Raw genomic sequence first — 20,791 nt, 5'->3', positions numbered from 1 at the left:
ACAGGATCACCCTCGGGGCGACTGCTCATGCGTCGGAGTACCCGGGGAGCGCGCGCACGGCCTCGGCGTTGCGGTCCCACTCCGCTGCGATCCGCCCGATCGGCCACGCGTCAGACCCGCCGAACAGCCACATGGTCCCCAGGATCACCATGTCCGATGCGAAGGCGGCGAGGTGCCCCGAAACCGGCATGAACTCGTCCATCTCCCATTCCTCGGCGGACCGGTCGATGTGGTGCCGAAGCGCCTTCCCTTGCATCAACGGCTCTCTCACCGTCCATCCGGCAGTCCGTGCCGCAACCGATGGTGGGTCGGAGTCGCGAGCGGCTGCGAATGCCACCGCCGCGTCGGCACCACGCTGCCTCGTCCATTGGGTGTGGGACACACCCTCGTCAGGGACGCGCAGCGCGCGTGCCGCCGTGCTCACACGGGGAGCGTCCACGTAGACCGCGATCAACACCGATCCCCAGATCAGCGCAGCCCCGCCCGGAACCGTGACGAGCGACTTCACCCGAGCCGCCTTCTCGAAGGCGTTCCGGACCTGCTTCGGAACGTCCATCGAGGACGGATCGAGCGCTGTGCGGAGCACTTCGACGTCGATCACCTTGAACCACCTTCGTTCGTGTCGCGACCAGGAGCCTTCGCAGCGACAGGGCACTGCTCGACCGCCAGTTGACCGCCTTCACCGAGAGTCTCGCTGGGAGGAGTGCACGCGATTGCCCCGTCGACACTCGTTCCTATCGTTGCCTCACCTGGGCTGCCCGACCAAAGATCTGTCGAACTTCACAAGAGATCCGCTGGGAGGAAGGGCGACAGAACGTCGTCGAGGTGCGCATCGATGGCACTGGCCACCGCAGGCAGTTCCATCGCCCAGTACCCGATGAAACCTTGACCGTACGAGTCACCGGGTCTGACCCGTTCCAGGGACCCCATCCAGCTCATCGACTTCATACGCGTTGGCCAGTCCGTCAGATAGGTCTGGATCGTGCGGTCCGCTTCTTCGGGCCGTTGAAGAACCTCCAGCAGAGGCCGCGCAACCCTGGGCGTCGAAGCCGCAGGGGATCCGCTGGGGAGGGCCAGCCGGTGTGCAGAAGCAAGAGCCGAGAACAACGGATCCGCGCCCTGCCTGATCACGGACTCGAGTATCGTCCGCGCGCTGTCGTCCCGACCACAGCCCGTCGTGATCCCGAGAAGTTGCAAGATGCTGATGTAGTACTCGTTCCCGTCGCTGAGGCGGGGCGAAGGACCGGCATCGGAGAGCGCGCAAGTGACCCAAGCACGGTACGAGGCCGCGACGGACTCGGCTACATCGCCGATCTCATCGACGCTGACACCTGCGGAGTACTGCACGACCAAATGCTTGAGGCCCATGTGCCATTCGCCGCGCAACGCCCTCAGTCGCTTCTCCGGATCCGTTGCTCGGTGCACCGCTGCCCTGCGCCCCTCCCAGTTGGTTGAGGTGACTTGGATGGCACTCCGCCAGTAGCGACCGTTGAACTCGCTCGCCCGCTGGCGCAGCCCAGCATTCCGTCGGAACAGCGGCATCAGGATCGGGAGGTTTCCGCCGAGATGTACTGAGCGGGAACGAACAAGGCCAGGGTCACCCGGTCGTGCCCCTCCGAGAACTCCACGCCCTCCAGGTGGGCGCGAGCTGCATCGATTCGCAACAGGACGGGAGCGGTGGACTTGCGCCGCCCAGCCTGCAGAGCCAGCTCGCTATCGGTCGTCAGATGCGCGTACTGGCGCCCCATCGGCAAGAGCCCGTCGCGCAGGATCGACTCAGCCGCAGCGGGGGAAGTTGCGTGCCAGAGCACCGGCTGCGGAACGATCGATTGCTTCACGATGCGCTCGTCGATCGAGTGCCCGCACTGGGCACGGATCCGGGTGCCTTCGACGGCGAAGCGCTGCTTGTCGGATTCGACCACCACACGGTGAACATCGTCCTCGGACGCTGCCACGCCCGCCCGCTGCAAGGCGTCCACGAGGTCTGCGAGCGGGACGCTCCCGTCAGCGTCGAGCTCCAGTCCGTACGCACCCGGTTCGTGCCGCAACGCGTGCGACATCGCCTTGCTGATCGACGTGTCCGTACGAGGCATGTCTCAGTCCTCTTCCTGCTCCGTGAGCCACGCTGCCCGATGCTCCTCCATCTCCTCCCACCAGACGTCGAAGGATGTCCACTGACCCCGGTACTCCGTCCCGGGTGAAGCGAACGTGTGGATGATCAGCACGGGAGGGTTGCCCGAATGGTCGCCACCGTCAAAGCAGAACACATCGTCTGTGTCCTGCTGCTTTGCGAAGGGAACGAGGGAACGGGCCGGATACTGCTCCCCAACGATGTCAACCCAGTTTTTTGTTTGGTTCTCGTCCTCAGACGTCCACATGAAGGGATCGATGTCGGGAAGCGGGTCTTGTGCAAGGGCACGTTGGAAGCGCTCGGGGTACTGAAATCCCTCGGGCGCAATCAAGAGCACCTCGACTTGCCGTTCCTCAACGGTTGTTAGTCGACGTTCCCTCACTGTGGCCCTCCGGTGAGCTTCGGGAGGTCGTGAGACCCGGCTGGCTTCGCTTTCGACCAGTTCGTACCTCAGCGCACTGTCCAAACCTCGGCCGCTCCGGCTTCCCGAAGTTCATCAGCGCTTGAGGTTCAAGAGATCCCGATCATCGAGTTTCCCGAGCTCCGAATCGCGCTCAGTCTCTGGTGTGCGCGTGAGCGTCTCGAGCTCTTCGTCAGTCAGCGGGAGCATCGAGACGAACGTGGTCTGCACTTCACGGCCATCACGACGCGTCGCTGACTCTGCCGGGAGCCACGGGTTGACATCGGCGATCAAGCCCGAGATGCGCGTTCCGATGAGAAGCGGTTCGCTGTTTCCGACCAGATCGCCGTAGCTGAACCCGCGCCCGCGTTCAAGGGCGACTTCCAACGCGGTCTGCAGCAGAATGAGCGCGCCTTCCCAGTGGTCAGCTTGCACTGTCACGAGGAGTTCTTGGGGAAACATGCTTGCGATCGGACGCTCAGCCAATCCCGCGGACATCACCACGACGAACGGTTCCTTGGGGCCGGAGATCGCCAGAAGGTCGATCCCATCGACCTCGCCGACCTGCTGCGCAGCACCGACGTCGGCTCCGAGGAACGAGGCAATCCATCCTACGTCTTGCACAACACGTGGCAGGGTCATGCACGCTCCTTCTTGGCCGCTGCGTCAAGGGTCTTGATCAGGGGCTTCGGCGCCAGGAATGCTCGCGCGAACCCTTGAGCGGTGAAGCCGTCTGCACCAACCTTGCGGGCTTTGGCTCCGGCACTCAACATCGCATTTGCACCCGACACCGCGTCGCCCACAGCGAGCGGGTGCGGGTTGGGTCGATTTGGTCGCACAGGAAGAGCACGTTGGACGAGGAGACGAAGCGGGGTCTCCCCATCTACCGTCGAGTTAAGCACGGCCGGATCGGCTCGAACCGCCGCTTGAATATCGGCGAGTGACCCGCGCGCAGCGGCCTCAAACACGACTGATCCATCCCCCTCGTCCTCATCGACCGCCCGATCTCGGTGCAGCGCGGTGATGAGACCGGCGGGCGCGTCCGCAAGGATTCGAGCGTAGCTCAGCGGGGTCGCGCCAAGGTCGTTGACGGAGCAGGGATCGGCTCCGGCAGCGAGCAAGAGGGTCACCGGATCGATTCCGCCGTCACCCGAGTTGGCTACTGCGAGTTGCAGAGCCGTCGACCCCCATCGATCCCGCGCGTCTACCTCCACCCCGAGGTCCAAGAGCGCTCGCATCGCTTGCACCGCACCGTTCTGAGCGGCGAAGTGGAGCGGCGTGATGGCATCCGGGTTCACTCGTGACGCTGCCGACGCTTCGAAACCTTCAGCTGCTGTCCTCGCGATCGCCCTCGGATCGTCGGCCGTGATCGCGTCCCAGAAAGCAGAACTGTCGGTTGCAGTGCTCATCGGTTGATTCTATCCAGCGCTTCCGCGTCCGGCCTCGTGCGCATGTGACATGTTCTCGTCAGGATCCTCGAGTCGGAACTTCTTCGGATCGTTCTCGTGTTCGATGACGCGCCGTCGACTCCACCCGTTCTCCGTGGCATGAATGCGGGTCTCGCTCCACTCGTGGCCAGGGCGGTGCCCGTAATGCACCGCTCCGGCCTCCGGCACAGTCATGCCGGTGTCAGACGGACGACCCGTCTTCGGATCATGCAGCACAGGGTGCCCCTCCGGCGTCCGTTTGATCGGGATGACGGTACCGGTACCGGTACCGGTACCGGAAAGGATGTCACCGTCGGGGGTCCGCTCTGCGTCCCGGATGATCGCCAACTTGGTGTCTTTCCGCAGCTGAACTCTGCTCCGGACGGCCGGGTTGGCGCGCACACGCGCGGCTAGTTCTGGGGAGACGTCCCGCAGCGTTCTCCTGATCTTCGTGCCTGTCTCGACAGCCTTCGTCGAGGCGGCGACCACCTTCGGAGCGCTTGCGAGCTTGCCAGCTACCCGCGCGATCGCCGCGGTTCGTCCCAGACCGCTGGCCAACGGGACGCAGTCGAGCAGGGAGAACGCGAGGTCCCACCCGTCGGCTTCGCCCTTGCTCATCTTGTACAACGTGTCCGCCAACACCACGAGCGCGATCGCCGCGATGACCAACGTCCACGGCCCCGGGATGATCATCGCGATGATCCCACCCACCGCGACGACGACCTTCGCCACCGACACGATGGTCTCCCACGCCTCGGACCCGAAGATCTTGTCCCACGTGGACTGCTTCCCGAGGCCCGCGTCCGCAGCGTCACCGATCTTCGTCGCGGTCCGCTGCTCCGCGTCCTGCCAATCACCCTTCGCATCCGCCACGAGCCGCTTCGCCGCATCGATCCGCGACTGCGCCGCCGAGACGTCCCCCTGCGCCGACGACACGGAACCCTGCGCGACGGACGCGTTGTCGGACGCTGCCCGCAACTGTGCCGGCGAGGGAACATCCACCCCGTCCGGCACGTCGGAACCTGCCGGGTACTTGTCCGCGACCTTCGACAGGTCCTTCGACGCCGACTCGTAGTGCGACAACGTCGACTGCGCATCCGCCAACCGGTCCTGCGCCGCGGCGAGGTCCCCGGTGGCGTCCTTCGCATCCGCCAACGCACCATCGGCCCGGTACTGGGTGTCATCGACCGTGTCAGCCCACCCCGACAACGCCGTCGCGGCGAGTTCGTACGAATCGACGAGCTTGGTCAGGTCCGACGGGGTGTCCTCGATCGCGTCGACGAACACATCAGCGGCTTCACCCTCCCAGTCGGTCAGCCACCCGGAGCCCTTCACCGACTGCAGCCGCGTCGAGGCGTCGTCGGCCGCGTCGGAGATGCGCTGGTACTCCCGCGCCATCATCCGCAACGTCGACGGATCACCCTTGACCGGATCATCACCCTGATCGACAACGTCCCACCCCGACGGTCGCCCCATCATTCCTCCCCAGGTCCGATCTCTCGCGCCGTTGTCCACAAGCGCGCGAGTGTGACCATATCAGGGGGCAGCGACGGGGACGAGTGCCACCGACCGGGGTCGACCCGTCAGAGGGCCGCGCGGACCGACTCGAGATCCGGGAAACCGCGGAGCCGGTAGCGCGTCGGGCGGACCTCGAGTTCCTCGATCAACCCGGAGGCCAGCTCCCGCAGCCGACCGAACGGCACGGGCTGCGTCTGCCCGTCGAGGGTCACGAGCACGATCGTGTCGACCGCGGCGACGACGGTCTCGACGTCCTCCGTCCACGACGAGTACGAGAAGGCCGGGTCGTCCTCGGCCAGCCGGGCGACCGAGACCGCACCGACGTGGACGTCCTCGCCCCGCCGGTCGAACGACTCCTGCAGGGCGTCCTGCTGCAGGTTCGCGGCGGTCGCCGTCCAGAGCGCGCGGATCGTCCGGAGCTCGCCGTCGAGCGACGGGTGCTCGAACCGGACCCACCCGTCACCGCGCAGCACCATGGGCGGTCCACTCAGGACCTCGCCCTCGTCGTCGGCCAGGATCTGCTGGGCGACACCGGCCGCGACCTGGAGCCCGTCCTCGTCCTGGTCGCCGGTGACGATGAACGTCGTCGGCGCAACCGGGAAGACCACTGCGCTGCCGCGGAACTCGATCCCCTGGAACGCCTGCGGTGCGAGCACGAGCACCACGGCGAGGTCGGGGTCCTGGATGACGATCGTGCCGGGCTGGATCACCGCCACGTCGCCTCCGGCCTGCTCCTGCGCGGCGGCGACGGCTGCACGCAGGACGTCGTCGTCCGCCCAGCCCATCTCGGCGAGCGCCGGCGCGGTGAGGATCGCGCCGTCCTCGTCCGCCAGGATCACGCCGAGGTCGGGCGCCACCGGCACGACGTGCGGCAGCCGGTCGGCCGTGCCGTCCGCCTCCGCGTGCAGCGTGCGGATGCCCGCGGTGTCCAGTCCGACGATCCGTGCCGTTGTCGCAGTCATGCGTCGAGCCTACGCAAGGGCTCGTACAACGGGGCGCCGCCGGAAGACCGGCGACGCCCCGAAGCGGCGGACGATCGTCCGGCCTAGAACCACTTCTCCGCACGGTGGTCCGCCTGGATGCGGCGGATCGTGTTCGAGCGCGAGCGGAGCACGAGCGAGTCGGTGTGGATGACGCCGCGCGAACGGCGGACACCGTCGACCAGGACGCCGTCGGTGACGCCGGTGGCGACGAAGAACGTGTTGTCACCCGTGACCAGGTCGTCCTGGTCGAGGACCTTGTCCAGGTCGTGGCCGGCGGCGATGGCGCGCTCGCGCTCCTCGTCGTCCTTCGGCTGGAGCTTGCCGAGGATCACGCCGCCGAGCGCCTTGATCGCGCACGCCGTGATGATGCCCTCGGGGGTGCCGCCGACACCGACGCACATGTCGATCGTCGAGCCGGGCAGGGCGGCGGCGATGCCACCGGCGACGTCACCGTCGAGCAGCAGTCGCGTGCCGGCACCGGTCGCGCGGATGGCGCGGATCAGCTCGTCGTGGCGCGGGCGGTCGAGCACGGCGACGACCATGTCCTCGAGGTCCTTGCCCTTGGCCTTCGCCAGCGCGCGGATGTTGTCACCGATCGGCTTCTCGAGGTCCAGGACACCGCGACCCTCGGGGCCGGCAGCGATCTTGTCCATGTAGAAGACAGCAGAGGGGTCGTACATCGAGCCACGGTCCGAGACGGCCATGACGGAGATGGCGTTCTGGCGGCCTGCGGCGGTGAGCGAGGTGCCGTCGATCGGGTCGACGGCGATGTCGCAGGCCGGGCCGTGACCGTTGCCGACATGCTCGCCGTTGTAGAGCATCGGGGCGTTGTCCTTCTCGCCCTCGCCGATGACGACGACACCGTCGAAGTTCACGGTGCCGAGGAACTTGCGCATCGCGTCGACCGCGGCACCGTCGGCGAGGTTCTTCTCACCACGCCCGACCCACGGCTGCGCACGGATCGCGGCGGCCTCCGTCGCACGCACGAGCTCGAGCGCGAGGTTGCGGTCGGGCTGGAGGAACAGGGAGCCGGTCTCAGTCGTGGGAGTCACGACCCGAGCCTACCGACCGGCGGCCGACCGACGGTCCGGACACCGGGCCCGTGCACGCATGTGCACGCCGGACGTGAGCCGACCGCGTAACCCGGACCGCGCCTCCAGAGCTTCTGACTACGATCGGCGGGGACATCACTGAAGTCGAAGGAGATCCACGTGCCCATCGCAACGCCGGAACAGTACGCCGAGATGATCGAACGCGCGAAGGCGGGCAAGTTCGCGTACCCCGCGGTCAACGTCTCCTCCTCGCAGACCATCAACGCGGTCCTCCAGGGCCTGCAGGAGGCCGGTTCCGACGGCATCCTCCAGGTCACGACGGGCGGTGCCGACTACTTCGCCGGCCACACCATCAAGAACCGCGCAGCGGGTGCCCTCGCGATGGCGAAGTTCGCCCACGAGGTCGCCAAGAACTACGACATCACGGTCGCCCTGCACACCGACCACTGCCCGAAGGACGCCCTCGACGGCTTCGTCCTGCCGCTCATCGCGGCGAGCGAGGAAGAGGTCCGGCAGGGTCGCAACCCGATCTTCCAGTCGCACATGTGGGACGGTTCGGCCGTGCCGCTCGACGAGAACATCGAGATCGCGAAGACCATGATCGAGAAGACGCGGAACATCAACGCGATCCTCGAGGTCGAGATCGGCGTCGTCGGCGGCGAAGAGGACGGCGTCCAGCACGAGGGCACGAACGACGCGCTCTACACGACCCCGAACGACGTCGAGAAGGTCGTCGACGCGCTCGGCCTCGGCGACAAGGGCCGCTGGATCGCGGCGCTCACCTTCGGCAACGTGCACGGCGTCTACAAGCCGGGCAACGTCAAGCTCCGTCCCGAGCTCCTCGGCGAGATCCAGGCGTCCGTCGCGGCGAAGCACGGCACCGGCGAGAACCCCCTCGACCTCGTCTTCCACGGCGGCTCCGGCTCGACCGACGACGAGATCCACGAGGCCGTCCGCAACGGCGTCATCAAGATGAACATCGACACGGACACGCAGTACGCGTTCACCCGCTCGATCGCGGACTCGATGTTCCGCAACTACGAGGGTGTCCTGAAGATCGACGGCGAGGTCGGCAACAAGAAGCAGTACGACCCCCGCGCCTGGGGCAAGGTCGCCGAAACCGCCATGGCGGCTCGCGTCGTCGAGGCCGCGAAGGTCCTCGGCTCGGCCGGTCACGCCAAGGGCTGAGCAGGTCCGTCCGGTCGGGTCCACCGGCCTGGAGGAACGGGGTGCGTCCGACGGACGCACCCCGTTCTGCGTCGGGTCGCCTCCACCCCGTGCCACGATGGGCGGGTGACCGTCGACGCCATCGCCTCCGAGTTCGCCCAGTTCGTCACCGAGTCGCCCACCGCGTTCCACGCGGCGGCGGCGACCCGTGACCGTCTCGTCGCAGCCGGGTTCACCGAGCTGTCCGAGCTCGACGCCTGGCCGACCGAACCCGGTGCGTACGTGGTGGTCCGCGACGGCGCCGTCATCGCGTGGCGCCTGCCCGACGGTGCCGTCCCGACGACGCCGTTCCGGATCCTCGGCGCCCACACCGACTCCCCCGGCTTCCGCGTGAAGCCGAACCCCGGCGTGCGCACCGGGGGCTGGGAGCAGCTCAACGTCGAGGTCTACGGCGGCGCGCTCCTGTCGACCTGGTTCGACCGCGACCTGCGGATCGCCGGCCGGGTCGTCGACGCCGACGGCAGCCTGCGGCTCGTCAGCACCGATGCCGTCGCCCGCATCCCCAACCTGGCCATCCACCTCGACCGCGGGGTGAACGACGGCAAGGAGATCGACCGCCAGCGGCACACCCTGCCGATCGTCGGGGTCGACGGCGACGCAGGTGGGACCTCCGTCGTGGAGTGGCTGCTCGCCCGGCTCGGCGAGGGCGCCGTGTCGTGGGACCTGTTCCTCGCCGACACCCAGGCGCCGGCCCGGATCGGCATCGAGCGGGAGTTCCTGGCGTCCGGCCGGATGGACAACCTGACGAGCGTGCACGCCGGACTCCGGGGCATCGTCGACGCTCCCACCGACGGTGACCACATCCCGGTGTTCGCGGCGTTCGACCACGAGGAGATCGGGTCGTCGACGCCGTCCGGTGCCGGGGGTCCGTTCCTCGAGGACGTCCTCGGCCGTGTGCAGGAGGGACTCGGCGCCACCCGCTCCGAAGCGGCCCGCGCATTCCGTGCGTCGTGGCTGCTGTCGAGCGACGCCGGGCACCTGGTGCACCCGAACCAACCGGAGAAGCACGACCCGACGAACCGTCCGCGCCCCGGAGCCGGCCCGCTGCTGAAGATCAGCGCGAACCAGCGCTACATGACCGAGGCGAAGGGCGAGGCCGTCTGGTCCGCCGCCTGCGAGACCGCCGGTGTGCCGTGGCAGCCGTTCGTCAACGTCAACACGATCCCCGGCGGCTCGACCATCGGCCCGATCGCGGCGACCCGGCTCGGAATCCCGACGATCGACATCGGCGTCGGGCTGCTCTCGATGCACTCGATCCGGGAGCTCGTGCACGTCGACGACCTGGCTGCCCTGCACGGAGCGGTCGCGGCGTTCCTGGCCGGCTGACCTCCGGCTGGCGTCGGCGGGCTGGGGTGGTCACGACTCCCCGCACGCGCAGGGTCGATGGGTCACGAAGTGTCGGTCGCGCCGGTGCCAGACGACACTTCGCGACCACTCGACGGCGGGCCCGCGGCGTGTTGCGACCACTCGGCGGTGGGCGCTGCGCGCGCCCGCGAGGCTGACGAAGCTCGCCGGAGGCACACCGGCACCGCGGCTGGCCGAGGGAGGGGCTGCCGAGAGGTCGCGACTCCCCGCACGCGCAGGGCCGAGGGGTCACGAACTGTCGATTGCGCCGGCGCCAGACGACACTTCGTGACCACTCGACGGCGGGGCCGCGGCGTGTTGCGACCACTCGGCGCCGCGAGCAGCCCGACGACGCGCGGAGACCGGCGCCGCGAGCAGCCCGACGGTCAGGCGGTCAGGCGGTCAGGCGCCGGACTGTCGCAGCATGAAGTCGACGAAGGCCTGGTCCTGCATGACCACGACGACGAACGCGATCGTGCTGATCGCCGTGGCGACGACCGCGCCGACCAGCGGCACCCAGAACGTCCGCTTCCGTGCGCGGAGCCGACGGATGGACCACCAGGCGACCAGGGCGAAGACGACCACGTTGGTGATCGCGGCGATGGCGGCCGCCGTGCTCAGGGCGCTCGGGTCGTTCAGCGCCGTGTACTGGGTCTCGAGGGTGCGCCGCACGGTGGAGGCGACCTCGCCCACGGACAGGGACTGCACCACGGAGACCAGTCCGAAGGCGAGCAGCCCGACGGTGAGCACGAAGTCCGCCGGTGTGCGACCGAACCGGCTGCGGGCCATCGACCGCTGCGCCCCGGCAGGGACTGCACCGGAGCGAGCGTCCGCACCGGCGCGGTCGCCGCGGACGCCGTCGCTCGGAGCAGCGTCGCGCACGCTGGTGGCGGGGGCCTGGTCCTGCCGCTCCCGTGCCTGACGCTCCCGCTCCTGGCGTTCCTGCTCGACGAGGACCGGGTTCACCCAACCCTCTGGTGCGTACTCGCCGTACCCGGGGGCGGGACGGCCCTGGGGCCGACCGTTCGCGGGACCGGCGGCCGACGTCGCGGACGCACCCCGGGCCTCCTGGCCGGTACCAGCGCCGGCGTCGCCGTGGTTCGCCGGGTCGCGACGCGGGACCGAGGACCAGCCGTCCGAGCCGCTCATGCCCGACGCCCGCCGAGCGCGCGCGTCGGGTTGCCCGAGGCGTCGGTGCGGAGCTCCTTGGGGAGCGAGAACATCAGGTCCTCGTGTGCGGTGACGACCTCTTCGACGGCGGCGTAGCCGGCGTCGGCGAGCTGTTCGAGCACCTCGGCCACGAGTTCTTCCGGAACGGACGCACCGCTCGTCACGCCGACCGTCTCGACACCGTCGAGCCACTCCTGCTGGATCTCTTCCGCGTAGTCGACACGGTGGGCGGCCCGCGCACCGTGCTCGAGCGCGACCTCGACCAGTCGGACGCTGTTCGACGAGTTCGCGGAGCCGACCACGATCACCAGGTCGGCACCGGGCGCGACCTTCTTGATCGCGACCTGGCGGTTCTGGGTGGCGTAGCAGATGTCGTCCGACGGGGGGTCCTGGATCGCCGGGAACTTCTCGCGCAGCAGCCGCACGGTCTCCATCGTCTCGTCGACGCTGAGCGTGGTCTGCGACAGCCAGACGAGGTTGTCCGGGTCTTGGACCGACAGGGCGGCGACGTCGTCCGGGCCGTTCACCAGGATCGTGCGGTCCGGGGCGTGCCCCATCGTGCCCTCGACCTCTTCGTGGCCGGCGTGCCCGATCAGGATGATGGTGCGCTCGGCCTTGGCGAACCGGGTGGCTTCGCGGTGGACCTTGGTGACGAGGGGGCAGGTGGCGTCGATGGCGTGCAGGTCGCGCTCGGCGGCACCCGCGACGACGGCCGGCGACACCCCGTGCGCGCTGAAGACGACGTGCGAACCCCGGGGGACCTCGGCCACGTCGTCGACGAAGACGGCACCGCGCTGCTCGAGCGTCGAGACCACGTGCACGTTGTGGACGATCTGCTTGCGGACGTAGACGGGCTCGCCGTACTGCTCCAACGCCTTCTCGACAGCGACGACCGCACGGTCCACCCCGGCGCAGTAACCACGGGGGGCCGCGAGCAGCACCTTCTTGGGGCCGGCGACCGGTTCGTCACGCAGTCGACCCCGTGCCGCGTGCACACGCGGCGGGGCGAGCGGGACCGTGTGGCCGTTGGTGATCGTCACGTCCCCGATGATAGGTGAGCGGCACGCACGCGACCTGGGCGCGCGGAGTGCCTGTGGAGAACACGACGTGCGTCGCCTGTCACCGGTCTCGGGCACGATGGACGTCCCAGCAGGACGAGGAGCGACATGGCGATCGAACAGGGCCCGCCGACGGCCGACAACCCATGGCCGGTGGCGCTCCTCGGCGCGAAGCTCCGCGACTGGATCGACCGACTCGGCACCGCGTGGGTCGAGGGCGAGATCACGCAGTGGAACGTCGCCGGCGGCAACGTGTACGGCAAGCTCAAGGACGTCGAGGTCGACGCCACCGTGTCGTTCTCCATCTGGTCGAGCGTGCGCTCCCGGGTGCCGGCGGACATCAAGCAGGGCGACCGGGTCGTCGCCGCACTCAAGCCGAACTACTGGGTCAAGGGCGGCTCGCTGACCATGCAGGTCGTCGAGATGAAGCACGTCGGGCTCGGTGACCTGCTCGAACGCCTCGAGCGCCTCCGCCGCACCCTCGCCGAGGAAGGGCTGTTCGACCCGTCCCGGAAACAGCGTCTGCCGTTCCTGCCGCACCGCATCGGCCTCATCACCGGCAAGGACTCCGACGCCGAGAAGGACGTCAAGCGGAACGCGCAGCTGCGGTGGCCCCAGGTGGAGTTCCGCACCGTGCACACCGCCGTGCAGGGCGAACGGACCGTGGGCGAGGTCACGGCGGCGATCCTCGAGCTCGACGCCGACCCCGAGGTCGACGTCATCATCATCGCGCGCGGCGGCGGCGACTTCCAGAACCTGCTCGGCTTCAGCGACGAAGGGCTCGTCCGTGCGGCGGCCGCGGCGTCGACCCCGATCGTCTCGGCGATCGGCCACGAGGCCGACCGCCCCATCCTCGACGAGGTCGCCGACCTCCGTGCCTCGACCCCGACGGACGCCGCCAAGCGGGTCGTGCCCGACGTCGCCGAGGAGCTCGCCAACGTGCGGGCAGCCCGCGCTCGGCTCGGGCTCCGGCTCTCGCACACGCTGTCGGTCGAGGCCGACCGGCTCGCCGCGCTGCGGTCGCGCCCGGCCCTGGCGTCGACCGGGTGGCTCGTCGACACCCGTGCGGAAGAGGTCGCCCGCGACCTGTCCCGCGCCCGCGAACTGCTCGACCGCCGACTGGAGCGCGGGCACTCCGAGGTCGGGCACCTGACCGCGCGGCTCCGGGCACTCTCGCCGCGCGACACCCTGCGCCGCGGGTACGCCATCGTGCAGCGTGCCGACGGCGGTGTGGTCCGCGGCACCGACGACCTGTCCGGAGCGACGCCGGTGCACGTCACGCTCGGTGCCGGCACGGCCACGGGCACGCTCGAACCGGACGGCCCCGGCCCGGACGGCTCCTGACCACCGCGGGTGTTCTCCACAGCGTGGGTCCGGGCGACGGATCGTCGGTGGACGCTCGGTAGGATCGACCCGTGCCATCCCAGCAGGAACCCGAGCAGACCGACGTCCAGTCGCTGAGCTACGAAGCGGCCCGCGACGAACTCGTGCGCGTCGTGAGCGAGCTCGAACAGGGCTCCGCGACCCTCGAGCGTTCGCTGGCGCTCTGGGAGCGGGGCGAAGCCCTCGCCGCCCGGTGCGAAGAGTGGCTCGTCGGCGCCCGCGCTCGGCTCGACGCGGCCCGTGCCGCCAGCGACGCCCAGGACGGCTCCGGCCGATGACCGACGCCGACGGCCGCCCGATCGTCGCCGAGCTCGGTCGCCCCGAGACGGCAGAGGAGACGTGGGCCCGCAAGGACGCCGCCCGGACCGCCCGCCGACAGCACCAGACCGCGTTCAACCTGGTCATCGCGCTCATCGCCTCGCTCGGCATCGTGCTGTTCCTGGTGGCGGTCGTCGTCCGGCCCGACACCACGGTGGACCGCACCGTCGACTACCAGCAGATCGCGGCGAAGGCGAACGTCGACGACGTCACCCTGGTGGCGCCGCCGCTGCCCGACGGCTACAGCGCCAACCGCGCGGACTTCGCCAGCAAGACCACCGACGGCGTGGACGTCTGGACCGTCGGCTTCGTGACGCCGGACAAGCAGTACCTCGGTCTGCAGCAGGGCATCGACGCCAACGCCTCGTGGGTGTCGAACCAGCTCGACCAGCGCCCGTCCACCGGTGACCGCACCATCGGCGACACGGAGTGGACCGTCTACGACCGCCGCGCCGAGGGCACCGATGCCGGCAACCACGCGTTCTCGCTCGTCTCGACGTTCGGCAAGAACACGATCGTGCTCTCCGGCACCGCCGACGACAAGGCGTTCCGGACCGTCGCGACCGCCGTCTCCCGAGAACTGACCGAGTAGACGACGGGCACCGCCCCGCCAGTCACCACCCCGTCCCACCCGAACCGAGGAGTCCCATGCCCGACCGCGCCGCCTCCACCCCGTCCGACGCCCTGCGCCTGCTGGTCGACGGCAACGCCCGCTTCGCCGCCGACAAGCGCCGGATGGGCCGCGTGGACCCGGACCGCCGCACCGAGCTCGAAGGATCGCAGTCGCCGTTCGCGACCGTCCTCGGCTGCTCGGACTCGCGGGTGCCGTTCGAGCACGTCTTCGACGCCGGCATCGGTGACCTGTTCGCCATCCGCAACGCCGGCCAGATCGTCGACGACGTCGTGCTCGGCTCGATCGAGTTCGCGGTCGTCGCCCTGGGCACACCGCTGGTCGTCGTGCTCCGGCACACCCGGTGCGGTGCGGTCGCTGCAGCACGCTCCGGTGAGCCCGTCCCCGCTCCGCACCTGCAGGCCCTCGTCGACGCGATCGCCCCGAGCGTCGAGAAGGTCCGGCTCACCGACGCCGAGCTCCCGCAGGAAGCCGTCGGCGCCGCGCACCTCGAAGCCACCCTCCGCCAGGTGATCGAGCGCTCCGGCGCGGTCTCCGACGCCGTGGCCGAGGGTAGATTGGCCGTCGTCGGGGCGACGTACGACCTCGCCACCGGAGAAGTCACCATCGACACCGTCGTCGGCCAGGTCTGACCGACCCGACGACGACCGAGCCAGACGAAGAGCGACTCCGACGACGACCGCCCCGGCGACACCGGGGCGCAGGCACGGGCCGGCGCGACCGCGACCGGCGAGCACCCCAGGAAGGACCACGACGACGTGACCGACACCACCCCGACCGAGTTCCGCATCGAGCACGACACCATGGGCGAGGTACGGGTGCCGAAGTCGGCGCTCTACCGTGCCCAGACCCAGCGCGCCGTCGAGAACTTCCCCATCTCGGGCACCGGGCTCGAGTCGGCGCAGATCGTGGCGCTCGCGCGGATCAAGCGGGCGGCGGCCATCGTGAACGGTGAACTCGGCATCGTCGAGCCCGCCGTCGCCGACGCCATCGCCGGCGCGGCCGACCTGATCATCGGCGGGCAGCACCACGACCAGTTCCCGGTCGACGTCTACCAGACCGGCAGCGGCACGTCGTCGAACATGAACATGAACGAGGTGCTCGCGACACTGGCGTCCGACATCGCGGGCTCGGCGGTGCACCCGAACGACCACGTCAACGCCTCGCAGTCGTCGAACGACGTCTTCCCCACCTCGGTGCACGTCGCCGTGACCGAGGCGCTCCTCCGCACCCTCGTGCCCGCCCTCGAGCACCTCGCCGAATCACTCGAAGCGAAGGCCACGCTCTGGGCCGACGCCGTGAAGTCCGGCCGGACACACCTGATGGACGCCACGCCCGTCACCCTCGGGCAGGAGTTCGGCGGCTACGCACGCCAGATCCGCCTGGGCATCGAGCGTGTGCAGGCGACGCTCCCCCGCGTCGCCGAGGTCCCGCTCGGCGGCACCGCGGTCGGCACGGGCATCAACACGCCCAAGGGGTTCCCGCAGCGGGTCATCGCCCAGCTCGCGAGCGACACCGACCTGCCGATCACCGAGGCCGTCGACCACTTCGAGGCGCAGGGCGCGCGTGACGCCCTGGTCGAGGCCTCCGGTGCGCTCAAGGTGCTCGCCGTCAGCCTGACGAAGATCAACAACGACCTGCGCTGGATGGGCTCCGGTCCGAACACCGGCCTGGGCGAGCTGCACATCCCCGACCTGCAGCCCGGCTCCTCGATCATGCCCGGCAAGGTGAACCCGGTGATCCCCGAGGCCACCCTGATGGTCGGTGCCCGGGTCATCGGCAACGACGCCACCATCGCCTGGGCCGGGGCCTCGGGTGCGTTCGAGCTCAACGTCGCCATCCCGGTGATGGGCACGGCGCTGCTCGAGTCGATCCGCCTGCTGGCGAACAGCTCGCGCGTGCTCGCGGACAAGACCATCGACGGCCTGCAGGCAAACCTCGAGCGTGCCCGCGCCTTCGCGGAGTCCTCACCGTCGATCGTCACCCCGCTCAACCGGGTCATCGGCTACGAGGCTGCGGCGAAGGTCGCGAAGTACGCCGTCGCCGAGGGCATCACCGTGCGCGAAGCCGTCGTGGCCCTCGGCCACGTCGAGCGCGGCGAGGTCACCGAGGCGCAGCTCGACGAGGCGCTCGACGTCCTGAGCATGACCCACCCGAACTGACGCGACGCTCCTGACGCACCCCCAGGACGGACGGGAGGCCCGGTGCCAGCTGGCACCGGGCCTCCCGTCCGTCAGGTGGCGGCTCGACGCGCGCTACACCAGGTCCGGCGAGTCGAGCAGGTCCGTGACCAGGGCGGCGATCGCGGAGCGCTCGGACCGCGTCAGCGTGACGTGCGCGAACAGCGGGTGCCCCTTGAGCCGCTCGATGACCGACGCGATCCCGTCGTGCCGACCGACCCGCAGGTTGTCGCGCTGCGCGACGTCGTGGGTGAGCACGACCCGCGAGTTCTGGCCGATGCGCGAGAGCATCGTGAGCAGCACGTTCCGTTCGAGCGACTGCGCCTCGTCGACGATCACGAAGGCGTCGTGCAGGGAGCGGCCGCGGATGTGGGTCAGGGGCAGCACCTCGATCAGGCCGCGCTCGACCACCTCGTCGAGGACGTTGTCCGACACCACCGAACCGAGGGTGTCGTAGACGGCCTGCGCCCACGGGTTCATCTTCTCGCCGGCGTCGCCGGGCAGGAAGCCGAGGTCCTGCCCGCCCACCGCGTACAGCGGCCGGAACACCATGATCTTCTTGTGCTGCTGCCGTTCGAGCACCGCCTCGAGTCCGGCGCACAGGGCGAGCGCCGACTTGCCGGTGCCGGCGCTGCCGCCGAGCGAGACGATGCCGATCTCGGAGTCGAGCAGGGCGTCGATGGCGAGCCGCTGCTCGGCCGAGCGTCCGCGGAGGCCGAAGACCTCGCGGTCGCCGCGCACCAGGGCGACGGCACCGGCGACGTGCACGCGGCCGAGGGCCGATCCGCGTTCGGAGTGGATGACGACGCCGGTGTTCACCGGGACGCCGTCGAGCTTCGAGGACCGGATCTCCTCCTTCTCGTACAGGTCGGACATCTGCTCGCCGGAGACCTGCAGGTCGGCGATGCCGGTGTAGCCCGAGTCGACCGCGAGTTCGGCGCGGTACTCCTCCGCCGCCATGCCGATCGAGGACGCCTTGACCCGGAGCGGCAGGTCCTTCGACACGACGACGACGTCGAGCCCGTCGTTCTTCAGGTTCGACGCGACGGCGAGGATGCGGGAGTCGTTGTCGCCGAGCTGCAGGCCCGACGGCAGGACGGACTGGTTGGAGTGGTTCAGTTCGACGCGGAACGAGCCGCCGTCGCCGATCGCGATCGGGAAGTCGAGCCGCTCGTGCTCGATGCGCAGTTCGTCGAGCAGCCGGAGGGCCTGCCGGGCGAAGTACCCGATCTCCGGGTCGTTGCGCTTCGACTCGAGTTCGCTGACGACCACCACGGGCAGGACCACGGCGTGCTCGGCGAAGCGGAACAAGGCCCGCGGATCGCTGAGGAGCACCGATGTGTCGAGCACGTACGTGCGCTGGGCGACCGATGTGGACGAGTCCGCGGTGTGCTGCTGCTGTGCTCCGCGAGAGACGTTCTGAGAGGTCACGACCACTCCATCCCCGGGCCGCGACGGGCCCGGTCCTGTCCTCGAACGCGGCCACGGAGCGGGTCCCGAAGCACCGACTGTGGCCGCTTCGATCGGGCGCGGTGCCCGATGGGGACAACGTACGTCCGGCCCCCGACACCCCGACAGCGACACGCGGTTTCCGGAGTTACGGTCGCGTGAACAACGCGAGCGTGGCTCGCGACGCCGCGCGCGGCGGTGGCGTCGAGTGGTCACGAACCGACGGGTGCGGCGGCGCCGGCCGACAGGTGGCGACCACTCGGCGGACGTGAGCGGGGTGCCGTGACCGCTCGCGGGACGCGGACGGGAGGCCCGTGGCGGCCTGGCACCGCGCCTCCAGGCCGTCCGTTGGTCGCGAATCGTCGCGCGCGCAGCGCCGAGTGGTCACGAACCGTCGGGTGCGACGGCGCCAGGCGACAGGTGGTGACCACTCGGCGGACGTGAGCGGGGTGTCCTGACCGCTCGCGGGACGCGGACGGTCGACACGCGCCGCTGCTACTGCATCGTGGCGTACGAGACGCAGGCGTCGCGGAACATGTCCAGGGTCTCGTCAGTGGTCGACGGGAACACGGACACCCGCGCGACGCCGAGCCGCGTGGTCGCGGTGACGCCGTGGTTGTGCATCGCGGCGGACAGGGCCGTCACGCGACCCTGCGTCGGCCGGAGCACCACGATGCCGGCGCGCTCGGCGGGGTCGCGGCTGGACTCGACCTCGAGTCCGAACTCGTCGGCGATGGCGAACACACGCTCGACGCGGTCGGTGACCCGCTCCTGCACGGCGGCGACGCCGACCGCGGTGAGGCGCTCGAGCGACACCGCGAGCCGGGCCTGTGCGACCGGGTCGATGCGGGACATCTGGAACCCGGCGGCCCCCGGACGCACCGCGGGGACCTCGGTGGGCCAGCCGGCCGTGCCGTGCGGGCCGGACAGCGCCGGACGGATCCGGTTCAGCGCACGGTCGCTGAACGCCACGAACCCGGTGCCCCACCCGGCGTGCAGCCACTTCTGCCCGCCGGTGGCGACGACGTCGGCGACCTCGTACGGGGCGTCGACGACGCCGAAGCCCTGGATCGCATCGACGATGAGCAGGCGGTCGCCGATGACCTCGCGGATGGCGGCGAGGTCGGTCAGGTAGCCGGTGCGCCAGTCGACCAGGGACACCGCGACGGCGGTCACCTCGTCGGACAGGCGCTCACGGATCAGCTCGGGGGTCACCCAGCCGGCACCCGACTCGATGACGACGGGCTGTACCCGTCCACCGGTGGCCGAGGCGGCGCTGGCCAGTGCGAGCGGCAGCGACGGGTATTCGTCGGCGGACACGAGCACACCCCCGGTCAGACCGAACGCGGTGTGCAGCAGGCCCGGGGTCGTCGCGGCCTGCGAGACGACCTGGTCCTCGCGGCGGCCGACCAGGCGGGCGGCGACGGTGCGGACGCGGGCGTCCTGCTCGTCGAGGGTCTCCATGGCGCCGAAGCGCATGTGTGCCTGGATGGTGCCGAGCACACGCTGCTCCTCGAGCACGGCGGTCTGCACGGGGCCGAACGCAGCGTGGTCGAGGTAACCGGGGTCTTCGGAGAAGCCGGCGGCGTACTCGTCGATGTTCACAGGTGGTGCACCTTTCACAGGGTTGAACCCTGAGAGCCTACTGGGACGCGGCTCCGCCGACGAACCCGGTGCGGGAGGTGGCTGCTCAGCCGCCGAAGCGACGCGACCGGAGCCCGAAGTCGCGGACCGCGCGGAGGAAGTCGACCTCGCGCAGGTCCGGGTAGAACGCCTCGACGAAGTAGAACTCGCTGTGCGCGCTCTGCCACAGCATGAAGTCGGAGAGCCGCTGCTCGCCCGAGGTCCGGATCACCAGGTCGGGGTCGGGCTGGCCCTGCGTGTACAGGTGGTCACCGATGAGTTCCGGCGTCAGCACCTCGGCCAGGGTGTCGATGGTGCCGCCACCCGCGCCGTGCGCCTGCACGATGCTGCGCATGGCGTCCGCGATCTCACGACGGCCGCCGTAGCCGACGGCCAGGTTGACGTGCAGCCCAGTGCGGCCGGCGGTGCGCTGCTCGGCCTGTTCGAGCGCGGTCACCAGGTTGTCCGGCAGCCCCTCGTTCGACCCGACGTGCTGCACGCGCCAGTCGCGGTTGTCGGCCAGGACCCCGGCGAGGTCGGCGATGATGCCGACGAGTTCCTCGAGCTCCTCGCCGCCACGACCCGTCAGGTTGTCGGCCGACAGCAGGTACAGCGTCACGACCTCGATGCCGAGGTCGTCGCACCACGTCAGGAACTCCGGGATCTTCGCGGCGCCGGCGCGGTGGCCGTGTGCGGCGGACTCGAGCCCGAGCTGCTTCGCCCAGCGACGGTTGCCGTCCACGATCATGGCGACGTGCTTGGGCTTCGCTGCACCCTCGAGCTGGCGGCGGATCCGGCGCTGGTAGGCGCGGTAGAGGATCCCTCGCCCTGTCCATCCCGCCGTCCCGGTCACGCACCGAGCGTAGTGCACCACCGACACCGGATCCCTGAGGCTCC

The 20,791-nt window shown here is 69.8% G+C and carries 21 protein-coding genes; 7 read left to right on the top strand and 14 right to left on the bottom strand.

The features are described from left to right. Positions 1 to 25: 25 nt before the first annotated feature. From DEJ19_RS04650 to glpX, 9 genes are all read right to left on the bottom strand, one after another. On the bottom strand, positions 26 to 508 hold the full coding sequence (locus DEJ19_RS04650) for a hypothetical protein (protein ID WP_146250665.1): 483 nt from the start codon (positions 506 to 508) through the stop codon (positions 26 to 28). A 272-nt stretch (positions 509 to 780) separates the two neighbouring features. Then, positions 781 to 1,347, bottom strand: coding sequence for a PoNe immunity protein domain-containing protein (locus tag DEJ19_RS04645; RefSeq protein WP_220037325.1), 567 nt, complete (start codon positions 1,345 to 1,347; stop codon positions 781 to 783). Between the two features lie 194 nt (positions 1,348 to 1,541). After that, complete coding sequence (locus DEJ19_RS04640) at positions 1,542 to 2,093, bottom strand: RNA 2'-phosphotransferase (RefSeq protein ID WP_111094721.1); 552 nt, start codon at positions 2,091 to 2,093, stop codon at positions 1,542 to 1,544. Positions 2,094 to 2,096: 3 nt separating this feature from the next. Beyond that, positions 2,097 to 2,597, bottom strand: coding sequence for an SMI1/KNR4 family protein (locus DEJ19_RS04635; RefSeq protein ID WP_181441541.1), 501 nt, complete (start codon positions 2,595 to 2,597; stop codon positions 2,097 to 2,099). A 30-nt stretch (positions 2,598 to 2,627) separates the two neighbouring features. Next, entirely contained in the window at positions 2,628 to 3,173 is a 546-nt protein-coding gene (locus DEJ19_RS04630) for a suppressor of fused domain protein (RefSeq protein ID WP_111094719.1), read from the bottom strand. Next, positions 3,170 to 3,940, bottom strand: a complete 771-nt coding sequence (locus tag DEJ19_RS04625; protein ID WP_111094718.1) for an ankyrin repeat domain-containing protein — start codon at positions 3,938 to 3,940, stop codon at positions 3,170 to 3,172. The genes DEJ19_RS04630 and DEJ19_RS04625 overlap by 4 nt, the downstream gene beginning before the upstream one ends. A 9-nt stretch (positions 3,941 to 3,949) precedes the next feature. Then, complete coding sequence (locus DEJ19_RS04620) at positions 3,950 to 5,434, bottom strand: GH-E family nuclease (RefSeq protein ID WP_349775276.1); 1,485 nt, start codon at positions 5,432 to 5,434, stop codon at positions 3,950 to 3,952. A 107-nt stretch (positions 5,435 to 5,541) separates the two neighbouring features. Further along, entirely contained in the window at positions 5,542 to 6,438 is an 897-nt protein-coding gene (locus tag DEJ19_RS04615; protein ID WP_111038843.1) for a hypothetical protein, read from the bottom strand. An 83-nt stretch (positions 6,439 to 6,521) separates the two neighbouring features. Next, complete coding sequence (glpX, locus tag DEJ19_RS04610; protein WP_017886722.1) at positions 6,522 to 7,511, bottom strand: class II fructose-bisphosphatase; 990 nt, start codon at positions 7,509 to 7,511, stop codon at positions 6,522 to 6,524. Between the two features lie 159 nt (positions 7,512 to 7,670). On the opposite strand from glpX, the gene fbaA reads away from it, so the two are divergent. After that, positions 7,671 to 8,699, top strand: coding sequence for a class II fructose-bisphosphate aldolase (gene fbaA / locus DEJ19_RS04605; protein WP_017886723.1), 1,029 nt, complete (start codon positions 7,671 to 7,673; stop codon positions 8,697 to 8,699). A 105-nt stretch (positions 8,700 to 8,804) separates the two neighbouring features. Next, entirely contained in the window at positions 8,805 to 10,064 is a 1,260-nt protein-coding gene (locus DEJ19_RS04600; protein WP_111233356.1) for a M18 family aminopeptidase, read from the top strand. Positions 10,065 to 10,484: 420 nt separating this feature from the next. On the opposite strand, the gene DEJ19_RS04595 is transcribed toward DEJ19_RS04600, so the two are convergent. Further along, positions 10,485 to 11,231, bottom strand: coding sequence for a DUF6264 family protein (locus tag DEJ19_RS04595; protein ID WP_111103191.1), 747 nt, complete (start codon positions 11,229 to 11,231; stop codon positions 10,485 to 10,487). Then, positions 11,228 to 12,292, bottom strand: coding sequence for a 4-hydroxy-3-methylbut-2-enyl diphosphate reductase (locus DEJ19_RS04590; RefSeq protein ID WP_372495908.1), 1,065 nt, complete (start codon positions 12,290 to 12,292; stop codon positions 11,228 to 11,230). Before DEJ19_RS04590 ends, DEJ19_RS04595 begins: the two co-directional genes overlap by 4 nt. 126 nt (positions 12,293 to 12,418) lie before the next feature. Here DEJ19_RS04590 and xseA point away from each other — a divergent pair, with 126 nt between their 5' ends. The 5 genes from xseA to DEJ19_RS04565 all read left to right on the top strand — a co-directional run bounded on the left by xseA (position 12,419) and on the right by DEJ19_RS04565 (position 16,804). Further along, the gene (gene xseA / locus DEJ19_RS04585) at positions 12,419 to 13,654 is read left to right on the top strand and encodes an exodeoxyribonuclease VII large subunit (RefSeq protein WP_111233357.1); all 1,236 of its coding nucleotides are present in this window, start codon (positions 12,419 to 12,421) and stop codon (positions 13,652 to 13,654) included. A 71-nt stretch (positions 13,655 to 13,725) separates the two neighbouring features. Next, positions 13,726 to 13,971: an exodeoxyribonuclease VII small subunit gene (locus DEJ19_RS04580; protein ID WP_017886728.1), complete on the top strand. Its 246-nt coding sequence runs from the start codon at positions 13,726 to 13,728 to the stop codon at positions 13,969 to 13,971. Next, the gene (locus DEJ19_RS04575) at positions 13,968 to 14,603 is read left to right on the top strand and encodes a DUF4245 domain-containing protein (RefSeq protein ID WP_111233358.1); all 636 of its coding nucleotides are present in this window, start codon (positions 13,968 to 13,970) and stop codon (positions 14,601 to 14,603) included. The genes DEJ19_RS04580 and DEJ19_RS04575 overlap by 4 nt, the downstream gene beginning before the upstream one ends. 56 nt (positions 14,604 to 14,659) lie before the next feature. Continuing rightward, complete coding sequence (locus DEJ19_RS04570) at positions 14,660 to 15,274, top strand: carbonic anhydrase (protein WP_027464510.1); 615 nt, start codon at positions 14,660 to 14,662, stop codon at positions 15,272 to 15,274. A 126-nt stretch (positions 15,275 to 15,400) separates the two neighbouring features. After that, complete coding sequence (locus DEJ19_RS04565) at positions 15,401 to 16,804, top strand: class II fumarate hydratase (protein WP_111055644.1); 1,404 nt, start codon at positions 15,401 to 15,403, stop codon at positions 16,802 to 16,804. 93 nt (positions 16,805 to 16,897) lie between these two features. Here DEJ19_RS04565 and phoH2 read toward each other — a convergent pair whose 3' ends face one another. From phoH2 to DEJ19_RS04550, 3 genes are all read right to left on the bottom strand, one after another. Continuing rightward, positions 16,898 to 18,259 (bottom strand): RNA 5'-3' helicase PhoH2, encoded by a 1,362-nt coding sequence (gene phoH2 / locus DEJ19_RS04560; protein ID WP_181441543.1) that lies wholly within the window; start codon positions 18,257 to 18,259, stop codon positions 16,898 to 16,900. A gap of 507 nt (positions 18,260 to 18,766) precedes the next feature. Further along, positions 18,767 to 19,876, bottom strand: a complete 1,110-nt coding sequence (locus DEJ19_RS04555) for an aminotransferase class V-fold PLP-dependent enzyme (protein WP_111233359.1) — start codon at positions 19,874 to 19,876, stop codon at positions 18,767 to 18,769. 85 nt (positions 19,877 to 19,961) lie between these two features. Then, positions 19,962 to 20,747 (bottom strand): isoprenyl transferase, encoded by a 786-nt coding sequence (locus DEJ19_RS04550; RefSeq protein WP_110864496.1) that lies wholly within the window; start codon positions 20,745 to 20,747, stop codon positions 19,962 to 19,964. Between the last annotated feature and the right edge of the window lie 44 nt (positions 20,748 to 20,791).

Source organism: Curtobacterium sp. MCSS17_016, from assembly GCF_003234255.2.
In the GTDB taxonomy this organism is placed as follows: domain Bacteria; phylum Actinomycetota; class Actinomycetes; order Actinomycetales; family Microbacteriaceae; genus Curtobacterium; species Curtobacterium flaccumfaciens.
This window is presented reverse-complemented; position numbering and strand designations above follow the sequence as displayed.

Bases quoted from the DNA above. Each gene is read 5' to 3' on its own strand.
- DEJ19_RS04640 (WP_111094721.1), bottom strand. From the start codon at position 2,093: ATGCCTCGTACGGACACGTCGATCAGCAAGGCGATGTCGCACGCGTTG.
- DEJ19_RS04630 (WP_111094719.1), bottom strand. From the start codon at position 3,173: ATGACCCTGCCACGTGTTGTGCAAGACGTAGGATGGATTGCCTCGTTC.
- DEJ19_RS04625 (WP_111094718.1), bottom strand. From the start codon at position 3,940: ATGAGCACTGCAACCGACAGTTCTGCTTTCTGGGACGCGATCACGGCC.
- DEJ19_RS04620 (WP_349775276.1), bottom strand. From the start codon at position 5,434: ATGGGGCGACCGTCGGGGTGGGACGTTGTCGATCAGGGTGATGATCCG.
- DEJ19_RS04615 (WP_111038843.1), bottom strand. From the start codon at position 6,438: ATGACTGCGACAACGGCACGGATCGTCGGACTGGACACCGCGGGCATC.
- DEJ19_RS04595 (WP_111103191.1), bottom strand. From the start codon at position 11,231: ATGAGCGGCTCGGACGGCTGGTCCTCGGTCCCGCGTCGCGACCCGGCG.
- xseA (WP_111233357.1), top strand. From the start codon at position 12,419: ATGGCGATCGAACAGGGCCCGCCGACGGCCGACAACCCATGGCCGGTG.
- DEJ19_RS04575 (WP_111233358.1), top strand. From the start codon at position 13,968: ATGACCGACGCCGACGGCCGCCCGATCGTCGCCGAGCTCGGTCGCCCC.
- DEJ19_RS04570 (WP_027464510.1), top strand. From the start codon at position 14,660: ATGCCCGACCGCGCCGCCTCCACCCCGTCCGACGCCCTGCGCCTGCTG.